The sequence below is a fragment of the Microbacterium sp. GbtcB4 genome, assembly GCF_019091465.1.
Lineage (GTDB): Bacteria > Actinomycetota > Actinomycetes > Actinomycetales > Microbacteriaceae > Microbacterium > Microbacterium paraoxydans.
This window is the reverse complement of the sequence record NZ_JAGXJJ010000570.1, coordinates 1-236: the sequence shown is the minus strand read 5'-3', so window position 1 is coordinate 236 and position 236 is coordinate 1. Positions and strand designations below refer to the sequence as shown.

The 236-nt window shown below is 74.6% G+C and carries 1 protein-coding gene; it reads right to left on the bottom strand.

The annotated features are described in order from the left end of the window. The coding region (locus tag KVS71_RS18855; RefSeq protein WP_217585296.1) for an RsmD family RNA methyltransferase at positions 1-123 on the bottom strand (123 nt) is incomplete at its 3' end. Between the last annotated feature and the right edge of the window lie 113 nt (positions 124-236).

Here is a 236-nt window from a genome sequence, read left to right as displayed (position 1 = left end):
CGCGTCGAGCGACACCAGGGCGCCGAACAGTGACTCGCGCACGCGGTCGCTCGTCGGCCTGGTGCCGACGCCGGGGACGACGAGCCGGGTGCCGCGTGCCGATCCGGCGATGATCCTCGTCACCCGTTCACGATACGACAGGCCGCGGACGGGCGTGTCCGTGCGGTTCCCTAGGTGCGCGGGCCAGAATCGGGGGGCGTGGCGCGCGGCGTGGACTCTGGCATCGCGCGCGGCCG